The sequence below is a fragment of the Pseudomonas sp. ICMP22404 genome (assembly GCF_006227205.1).
Classification (GTDB): Bacteria; Pseudomonadota; Gammaproteobacteria; order Pseudomonadales; family Pseudomonadaceae; genus Aquipseudomonas.
The window spans coordinates 1-10,296 of the sequence record NZ_VCNG01000034.1 but is presented as its reverse complement, the minus strand read 5'-3'; the positions used below and the strand labels follow the sequence as shown (position 1 = coordinate 10,296).

General features: G+C 62.5%; 2 protein-coding genes. Both read left to right on the top strand.

Annotation, left to right across the window (positions count from 1 at the left end; all coding sequences use genetic code 11):
- Positions 1-3,754 (top strand): non-ribosomal peptide synthetase (locus FGE05_RS29455; protein ID WP_139650420.1); only part of this gene is annotated, 3,754 nt, incomplete at its 5' end.
- Positions 3,755-4,692: 938 nt separating this feature from the next.
- Positions 4,693-10,296 (top strand): non-ribosomal peptide synthetase (locus FGE05_RS29450; protein ID WP_139650419.1); only part of this gene is annotated, 5,604 nt, incomplete at its 3' end.

Below are 10,296 nucleotides of genomic sequence, written 5' to 3'. Positions count from 1 at the left end.
CGGGGCGATCAAGGAAGCCGTGGTGCTGGCTCGCGAAGACGTGCCGGGGGCCAAGCGCCTGGTGGCGTATTTCACCGTGCACGGTGACGAGCACCGCGTCGAGATCGAAAGCCTGCGAACTCAGTTGCAAGGGCAACTGCCGGAATACATGGTGCCGGCAGCCTATGTGCAACTTGAGGCATTGCCGCTGACGCCGAATGGCAAATTGAATCGCAAGGCGCTACCGGCACCGGACCTGGCGTCGGTCATTACCCGTGAGTACGAGGCGCCGCAAGGTGAAGTCGAAGTCGCCATTGCCGGAATCTGGCAGGATTTGCTGGACCTGGAGCGGATCGGACGCCATGACAACTTCTTCGAGTTGGGCGGTCATTCGCTGCTGGCGGTTAAAATGATCGAACGCATGCGCCAGGCCGGTTTGAGCGCCGATGTGCGCGTGCTGTTCGGCCAGCCGACATTGGCTGCATTGGCCGCTGCGGTTGGTACGTGCACGGACGTCGTGGTGCCGGTCAACCGGATCCCGCACGGCTGTTCGCGGATCACTCCCGCCATGTTGCCCCTGGCCGACCTGGACCAGGAGGCCATCGACCGAATCGTCTCCACCGTGCCCGGTGGCGTTGCCAACGTGCAGGACATCTATGCCTTGGCGCCGTTGCAGGAAGGCATTCTGTATCACCATCTCGCTGCCGCCCAGGGCGATCCCTACCTGCAATATGTGATGTTCGGTTTCGACAATTTCACCCGCCTGGAGGATTTTGCCCAAGCGTTGCAAGCGGTCGTCGCCCGCCACGACATCCTGCGCACCGGTGTGGTCTGGGAAGGCCTGGCCGAGCCGGTGCAGGTGGTCTGGCGTAACGCGGAGCTGGGTGTGGAAGCGGTACCGCTGGACCCGACGGCAGGCGATATCGCCATGCAACTGCATCAGCGTTTCGACCCGCGGCACTACCGCCTGGACGTGCGCCAGGCGCCGATGATGCGAATTGCCTATGCGCAAGATCCGATGAATCAACGCTGGGTGGGCATCCTGCTGTTCCATCACCTGGTGGACGATGCCACCTCCCTGGCGGCGCTGGCGGCGGAAATCGAGGCGTACATGCTCGGGCAGGCACAGCGTTTGCCAATATCGGTGCCGTATCGCAATTACGTGGCCCAGGCCCGCTTGGGCGTAAGCCGTGAGGCTCATGAAGCGTTCTTCCGCGACATGCTGGGTGACCTCGACGAACCGACGCTGCCGTTCGGCTTGCAGGATGTGCAAGGCGACGGCAGTGGCATCGAAGAGGTTCGCCAGGACGTCGATGCCGATCTGAGTCGACGGGTGCGAGCCCAGGCCCGTCAGTTGGGCGTGAGCGCGGCCAGCCTGTATCACTTGGTCTGGGCGCAGGTGCTGGGCAAGGTGTCGGGCAAGGACGACGTGGTGTTCGGTACTGTGCTGGTCGGCCGGATGCAGGGCGGCGAGGGTGCCGACCGGGCGCTGGGGATGTTCATCAATACCTTGCCGCTGCGGGTGAACCTGGGGCAAACCGCTGTCGGTGCGGGCGTGAAGGCGACCCATGCACGCTTGACCGCGTTGCTCGGCCATGAGCACGCCTCGTTGGCCCTGGCGCAACGTTGCAGCGGCGTGGAAGCACCGACGCCGCTGTTCAGTGCCTTGCTCAACTACCGTCATACCGGGGCGACGACGTCGACCGAAGCGTTGTCGGCCTGGGAGGGTATCCAGATACTCAGTGGCGAGGAGCGCACCAACTATCCGCTGACCTTGAACGTCGATGACCAGGGCGAGGCATTCAGCTTCACGGTCATGACGCCGGCACAGATGGGCGCACAACGCATCTGCGGTTATGTGCAGCAGGCGCTGCAAGGCCTGATCCGAATGCTCGAGCAGACACCGGGGGCACCACTTCACGATCTGCCGATTCTGCCGGCAGCGGAACGTGAGCAACTGCTGGTGGCGTTCAACGCCACCGAGGCCGAGTATCCGCTGGAGCAGACCGTCCATGGGTTGTTCGAAGAGCAGGCGCAGCGCACGTCGGATGCGCTTGCAGTGCTGCATGGCGATCAGCGTCTGAGCTACGGCGAACTGAATGAGCAGGCCAACCGCTTGGCGCATTACCTGCGCAAGCAGGGCGTGCGGCCGGATTCACGGGTGGCGATCTGCGTCGAGCGTGGCCTCGACATGGTCGTGGGCTTGCTGGCGATCCTCAAGGCGGGCGGCGGTTATGTGCCGCTGGATCCGGCCTATCCGGCGGATCGGATTGCCTACATGCTGGAAGACAGCGCTCCGGCCGTGGTCCTGGCCCAATCGGCAACGGTTGGTTTGTTGGCCGGTGCTTTGATGCCGGTGATCGACCTCGGTAGTGGGCGCTGGCAGGACGAATCCGTCTCGAATCCAGAGATTGCCGAGCTGACCTCGGCGCATCTGGCTTACGTGATCTACACCTCCGGTTCCACCGGCTTGCCGAAAGGCGTGATGATCGAACACCGCAACACGGTGAACTTCCTGACTTGGGCCCATCGTTCGTTCGATGCGCAAACCCTGTCGAAAACCCTGTTCTCGACCTCGCTGAACTTCGATCTCGCGGTTTACGAGTGCTTTGCACCGTTGACTAGCGGCGGCAGCATCGAGGTAGTCACTAATGTGCTGGAACTGCAACACGGCGAGCACGACATCACCCTGATCAACACCGTGCCGTCGGCGCTCAAGGCGCTGTTGGAGTCCGGTGGGCTGGGCGAGGGTGTGGACACGGTGAACGTGGCCGGTGAAGCGCTCAAGCGCAGTCTGGTGGAAACGCTCTTCGAACAGACTTCAGTCAAACGCCTGTGCAACCTCTACGGCCCTTCGGAAACCACGACCTATTCGAGTTGGGTGTCGATGGCCCGTGAAGACGGCTTTGCTGCCCACATCGGCAAGCCGGTCGCGAACACCCAGTTCTACCTGCTGGATGAGCATAAGCAGCCGGTGCCATTGGGTGTCCCAGGAGAAATCTACATCGGTGGTGCCGGTGTCGCCCGTGGTTATCTCAATCGTGATGACCTCACTGCCGAGCGTTTCCTCAAGGATCCGTTCAGCTGTGAACCGAACGCCCGGATGTACAAGACCGGGGACCTCGGCCGTTACCTGCCGGACGGCAACATCGAATACCTGGGCCGTAACGACGACCAGGTGAAGATCCGTGGTTTCCGCATCGAACTGGGTGAGATCGAAGCCAAGCTCGCTCAACACGACGCGGTGAAGGAAGCGGTGGTACTGGCCCGTGAAGACGTGCCGGGCGACAAACGCCTGGTGGCCTATTTCACTCAATCGGAAGCGGTGGATATCGAGGTTCTGCGCAGCTATCTGCAAGGGCAACTGCCGGCCTACATGGTCCCCGTGGCCTACGTGCACCTCGATGAACTGCCCCTGACCCCCAACGGCAAGCTCGACCGCAAGGCCTTGCCGGCACCCGATAGCAGCGCATTTTCCCTGCGTCTTTATGAAGCCCCCATGGGTGACACCGAGATGAAGCTTGCCGCGCTGTGGGCCGAGTTGCTGAAGGTCGAGCGCGTTGGTCGCCATGACCATTTCTTTGAACTGGGCGGACACTCGTTGTTGGCCGTGGCGCTGATCGAACGCATGCGCAAGGAAGGCATGGAGGCCGATGTCCGTGTGTTGTTCGGTCAGCCGACGCTGGCGTTGGTGGCCGCGGCGGTGGGGCAGGTACAACGCATCGAAGTGCCCGAGACGAAGATTCCGGCGCTCACGCGCCAGCGACGTATCTGAACCCTGGGAGCCTGTCTGCTGGCGTCGATGTCGGCTGGGCTGACGTCATCGCGAGCAGGCTCGCTCCCACAGTTTTCCGCGGCGCCGCGCAAATCCTGCTGACAAATCCCTCTGTGGGAGCGGGCAAGCCCGGCTCCCACAGGTCTGGCGGTGTCCGCAAAGGCCAGCTCACCCCAAGTCCAATGTGGGCGCGAGCCTGCTCGCGATAGCGGAGTGTCTGTCACGCAGATGTTGGATGTGCCACCGCCATCGCGGGCAAGCCTGGCTCCCACAGGTCCGGCGGCGCTCGCAAAGGCCGAGCTCTGCCCAAGTCCAATGTGGGAGCGGGCTTGCTCGCGAAGCGGAGTGTCTGTCACACAGATGTTGACTGTGCCACCGCCATCGCGGGCAAGCCTGGCTCCCACAGGGTTGGGCGGGGTATGCAGATGCTGCGTACACCCTGAATCCAATGTGGGAGCGAGCCTGCTCGCGATAGCGGTGGGTCAGCTTGTGGTGATGTTCGCCGTACCACCGTCATCGCGAGCAGGCTCGCTCCCACAGTTTTTCCGCATCGCCTCGCCAATCCTGTTCACCCCAGATCCCTCTGTGGGAGCGGGCTTGCTCGCGAAGCGGAGTGTCTGTCACACAGATGTTGAATGTGCCACCGCCGTCGCGGGCAAGCCCGGTTTCCACAGGGTTGGCATCCACCTGTTCGTCGTCGGGACTTGTCCCTGCTTCCCATGACAGACATGCCCTACTGAATGCTCTAATTTTTTTTGGCCTGTAAGGAGACAGTCCCGGAGAGGGATCTCCTTCGGTTGCACATGACGATATTCATTGCATTGGCCCGCACGCGGTGATCGGCCCGTCCACCGCCAATCCTCGCGTCCAGGCGACACGCCGTGTCTGAAAACCACATTGATCGTCAACCACTCCGAACCAGAAAAGCAGGTCCTTCGATGCAATTCAGCGAACTGATGGCAGCGCTTTCCAAGCACCCGATTCGTCTCCAACAGGATGGCGAAAACCTTGTGATCGAGGGCGATGACGAAGGGCTGGAGAGCACGGTATGGGACAGTCTGGCCGTCCATAAGCATGAACTGCTCGCCCTGGTGGAGAGAAACGGTGGCGACTGGTTGAGCCCGGCGTTCCGCATCACACCGGACATGTTGCCGTTGGCGAGCCTGACTCAGGAGCAGATCGACCGGATCGTCGACGGCGTGCCCGGTGGCGCTGGCAATGTCCAGGACATCTACCCGCTGGCGCCGTTGCAGGAAGGCATTTTCTACCATCACCTTGCCGCAGAGCAGGGTGATCCCTATGTGTTGCAGACCTTGTTCGGCGTAGACCAGCGGGCTCGCCTGGACGATTTTCTCCAGGCCTTGCAAGGCGTGATCGATCGCCACGACATCTTGCGCACCTCGGTGGTGTGGGAAGGGTTGGAGGAACCGATGCAAGTAGTCTGGCGCGAGGCCACTCTGGCGCTGGAAGAACTGGCGCTCGATCCGGCCGAGGGCGATATCGAGTGGCAATTGCATCAGCGTTTCGATACCCGACACCACCGTCTGGATGTGGGACGGGCGCCGTTGATGCGCCTGGTCTGTGCTGAGGATCGGGCTAACAACCGCTGGGTGGCGATTCTGTTGTTCCATCATATGGCGCTGGACCATGCAGCCCTGGAGCTGGTGCAGCATGAGATGCAGGCATTCCTGCTCGGCCGGGCCGATGAATTGCCTGAGCCGGTACCTTTTCGTAACTACGTGGCACAGGTGCGCCTGGGCATAGGTGCTGAAGCCCATGAAGGGTTCTTCCGCGAGATGCTGGGCGATGTCGATGAACCGACCCTGCCATTCGGCCTGCAAGAGGTGCAGGGCGCAGGACCGGGCATCGAGGAAGCCACACTGACACTCGCCAGCAGCCTGAGTCTGGGCTTGAGGACCCAGGCGCGTCTGCTCGGCGTGAGTGCGGCGAGTCTGGTTCACCTGGCCTGGGCGCAGGTGCTGGGCCGTGTGTCGGGCCGGGACGATGTGGTGTTCGGCACCGTGCTGATGGGGCGGATGCAGGGCGGCGAAGGGGGCGACCGCGCCTTGGGCATGTTCATCAACACCTTGCCGCTGCGGGTGAGCATTGGCGGGCAGGATGTACGCGCCGGGGTCAAGGCGACCCATGCACGGTTGACCGCATTGCTCGGCCACGAGCATGCCTCCCTGGCCTTGGCCCAGCGTTGCAGCGGTGTGGCTGCACCTGCGCCGCTGTTCAGCGCCTTGCTCAATTACCGTCACACCAGTACGGCGACTTCGACCGAAGCGGTATCTGCCTGGAACGGTATCCAGGTGCTTGGTGGCGAGGAGCGGACCAACTACCCGCTGATGCTCTCGGTGGATGATCTGGGCGAGGGCTTCAGCCTGACCGTCCAGGCGGTGAACGGGATCGACGCGCCGCGGATCTGTGCCTATATGGAAACGGCGCTGGCGACTTTGGCCCAGGCGCTGGAGTGTGCGCCTGCGTCGTCGCTGGCTGATTTGCCGATTCTGCCCGCAGCGGAGCGCGAGCAACTGCTGGTGGCGTTCAACGCCACCGATGCCGAGTACCCGCTGGAACAGACTATTCATGGTCTGTTCGAGGAACAGGTGCAGCGTACGCCGGAAGCGCTGGCGGTGCTGCATGGCGAGCAGCGCCTGAGCTATCGCGAGCTGAACGAGCAGGCCAATCGCTTGGCGCATTATCTGCGCGGGCAGGGCGTACAGCCGGATTCGCGGGTGGCGATCTGCGTCGAACGTGGCCTCGACATGGTCGTGGGCTTGCTGGCGATCCTCAAGGCGGGTGGCGGTTACGTGCCGCTGGATCCGGCCTATCCGGCAGATCGGATTGCCTACATGCTGGAAGACAGCGCTCCGGCGGTGGTGCTGGCCCAATCGGCAACGGTTGGTTTGTTGGCCGGTGCTTCGATGCCGGTGATCGACCTCGGTAGCGAGCTCTGGCAGGACGAGTCCGTCTCGAATCCGCAGGTGCCTGAGCTGACCTCGGCGCATCTGGCCTACGTGATCTACACCTCCGGTTCCACCGGTTTGCCGAAAGGCGTGATGATCGAACACCGCAACACAGTGAATTTCCTGACCTGGGCCCATCGTTCGTTCGATGCGAAAACCCTGTCCAAAACCCTGTTCTCGACCTCGCTGAACTTCGACCTGGCGGTCTACGAATGCTTCGCGCCGCTGACATCGGGCGGCAGCATCGAAGTCGTCACTAATGTGCTGGAACTGCAACACGGCGAGCACGACATCACCCTGATCAACACCGTGCCGTCGGCGCTCAAGGCGCTATTGGAATCCGGTGGTTTGAGCGATGGCATCGATACGGTCAACGTGGCCGGTGAGGCGCTCAAGCGGAGTCTGGTGGAAGCGTTGTTCGAACAGACTCAGGTCAAGCGCCTGTGCAACCTCTACGGCCCTTCGGAAACCACGACCTATTCCAGTTGGGTGTCGATGGCCCGTGAAGACGGCTTTGCTGCCCACATCGGCAAACCGGTCGCGAATACCCAGTTCTACTTGCTGGATGAGCACAAGCAACCGGTACCGCTAGGCGTTCCGGGTGAAATCTACATCGGCGGCGCCGGTGTCGCCCGTGGCTATCTCAATCGTGATGATCTGACCGCCGAGCGTTTCCTCACGGATCCGTTCAGCGCCACGCCCAACGCCCGGATGTACAAGACCGGCGACCTCGGCCGTTACCTGCCGGACGGCAACATCGAATACCTGGGTCGTAACGACGACCAGGTGAAGATCCGCGGCTTCCGTATCGAACTGGGCGAGATCGAAGCCAAGCTCGCCCAACATGACGCTGTGAGAGAGGCCGTGGTGCTGGCACGCGAAGACGTGCCCGGCGACAAGCGCCTGGTTGCCTATTTCACTCAGTCGGAAGCGGTGGACATCGAGGCTCTGCGCATTCATCTGCAAGGGCAGCTACCGGAATACATGGTTCCCGTGGCTTACGTACACCTCGACGCCTTGCCCCTGACTCCCAACGGCAAGCTCGACCGCAAGGCCTTGCCGGCCCCGGACCTGGATTCGGTCATCACCCGTGGCTACGAAGCCCCCCGAGGTGAAGTTGAAACCACCCTGGCGCAGATCTGGCAGGACCTGCTCAAGGTCGAGCGCGTCGGCCGTCACGACCACTTCTTTGAACTCGGCGGCCACTCGCTGCTGGCCGTCAGCCTGATCGGGCGGATGCGCCAGGTCGGTTTGAGCGCCGACGTGCGCGTGCTGTTCGGCCAGCCGACCTTGATGGCGCTGGCGGCAGCGGTGGGTAGCGGCAGCGAAATACAGATACCGGACAACGGCATCCTGCCGGGCTGCACGCGGATCACGCCGCCGATGCTGCCCCTGGTGGAGCTGGACCAGCAAGCCATCGACCGCATCGTCGCGACGGTGCCGGGCGGCGCTGGCAACGTACAGGATATCTACCCGCTGGCGCCGCTGCAGGAAGGCATCTTCTTCCATCATCTTTCGGCCGAACAGGGCGATCTGTATGTCTTGCAGTCACAGTTCGCCTTCGACCACCGCGAACGGCTCGATGCGTTCGTCGAGGCGTTGCAGGGGGTGATCGATCGTCACGACATCCTGCGGACCAGCGTGGTCTGGGAAGGCTTGGAGTCGCCGGTGCAAGTGGTCTGGCGCGAGGCGAAGCTGCACGTTGAAGCGGTCGACCTCGATCCGGCCGCCGGGGATGCCGTGGCACAGTTGCAGCAGCGCTTCGACCCACGACACCATCGCCTGGATGTCAGCCAGGCACCGTTGATGCGCCTGGCCTATGGACAGGATGCCGCCAATCATCGATTGGTTGCGACGTTGTTGTTCCATCACATGGTGCTCGACCACACGGCGTTGGAAGTGGTGCAGCACGAGATGCAGGCGCATCTGATGGGCGACGTCGGGCAACTGGCTGACGCGGTGCCCTATCGCAATTACGTGGCCCAGGCACGCCTGGGTATGAGCCGGGAAGAACATGAGGTGTTTTTCCGCGAGATGCTCGGCGATATCGACGAACCGACGTTGCCGTTCGGCCTGCAGGATGTGCAGGGCAGTGGCCATGATATCGAAGAGGCCCGGCAATCGGTGGCGGCTTCCCTGGACTTGCGTTTGCGGGCCCAGGCCCGTCAGTTGGGGGTAAGCGTCGCCAGCCTGGTGCACTTGGCCTGGGCCCAGGTGCTGGGTAAAGTATCTGGCAAGCAGGATGTGGTATTCGGTACGGTGCTGATGGGACGGATGCAGGGCGGTGCCGACACCGATCGCGCCTTGGGGATGTTCATCAACACCTTGCCGTTGCGGATTCAGGTGGGGCGCCAGGGCGTGCGGGCGGGCGTCAAGGCCACCCATGCCCGGTTGACTTCGCTGTTGGGTCACGAACATGCCTCCTTGGCACTGGCCCAGCGCTGCAGCGGCGTGGCGGCGCCGTTGCCGCTGTTCAGCGCCTTGCTCAACTATCGACACAGCGCCGCGGGCTCCGTTTCGGCGCAGGTGACGGATGCTTGGCAGGGTATTCATGCCCTGGATGGCGAAGAGCGCACCAACTACCCGCTGACATTGAACGTCGACGACCTGGGCAACGGTTTGCGCTTGACGGTGCAGGGAGCGGCGCAGGTTGACGCGCAGCGGGTCTGCGGCTACATGCATGCGGTCCTGGAAAAACTCGTGGAGGCCCTGGAGCAGACGCCCCAGGCGGCGTTGTATCGCTTGCCGATTCTGCCTGAAGCGGAACGTGAGCAACTGCTGGTGGCGTTCAACGCCACCGACGCCGAGTATCCACTGGATCAGACCATTCATGGGTTGTTCGAGGAACAGGTGCAGCGCACGCCGGATGCGGTTGCAGTGCTGCATGGCGATCAGCGTCTGAGCTACGGCGAACTGAATGAGCAGGCCAACCGCTTGGCGCATTACCTGCGCAAGCAGGGCGTGCGGCCGGATTCACGGGTGGCGATCTGCGTCGAGCGTGGCCTCGACATGGTCGTGGGCTTGCTGGCGATCCTCAAGGCGGGTGGCGGTTACGTGCCGCTGGATCCGGCCTATCCGGCAGATCGGATTGCCTACATGCTGGAAGACAGCGCTCCGGCGGTGGTGCTGGCCCAATCGGCAACGGTTGGTTTGTTGGCCGGTGCTTCGATGCCGGTGATCGACCTCGGTAGCGAGCTCTGGCAGGACGAGTCCGTCTCGAATCCGCAGGTGCCTGAGCTGACCTCGGCGCATCTGGCCTATGTGATCTACACCTCCGGTTCGACCGGGTTGCCCAAGGGTGTGATGATCGAACACCGCAACACGGTGAACTTCCTGACGTGGGCCCATCGTTCGTTCGATGCGAAAACCCTGTCCAAAACCCTGTTCTCGACCTCGCTGAACTTCGACCTGGCCGTGTACGAATGCTTCGCACCGCTGACGTCGGGCGGCAGCATCGAAGTGGTCACTAATGTGCTGGAACTGCAACACGGCGAGCACGACATCACCCTGATCAACACCGTGCCATCGGCGCTCAAGGCATTATTGGAGTCCGGTGGTTTGAGCGATGGCGTC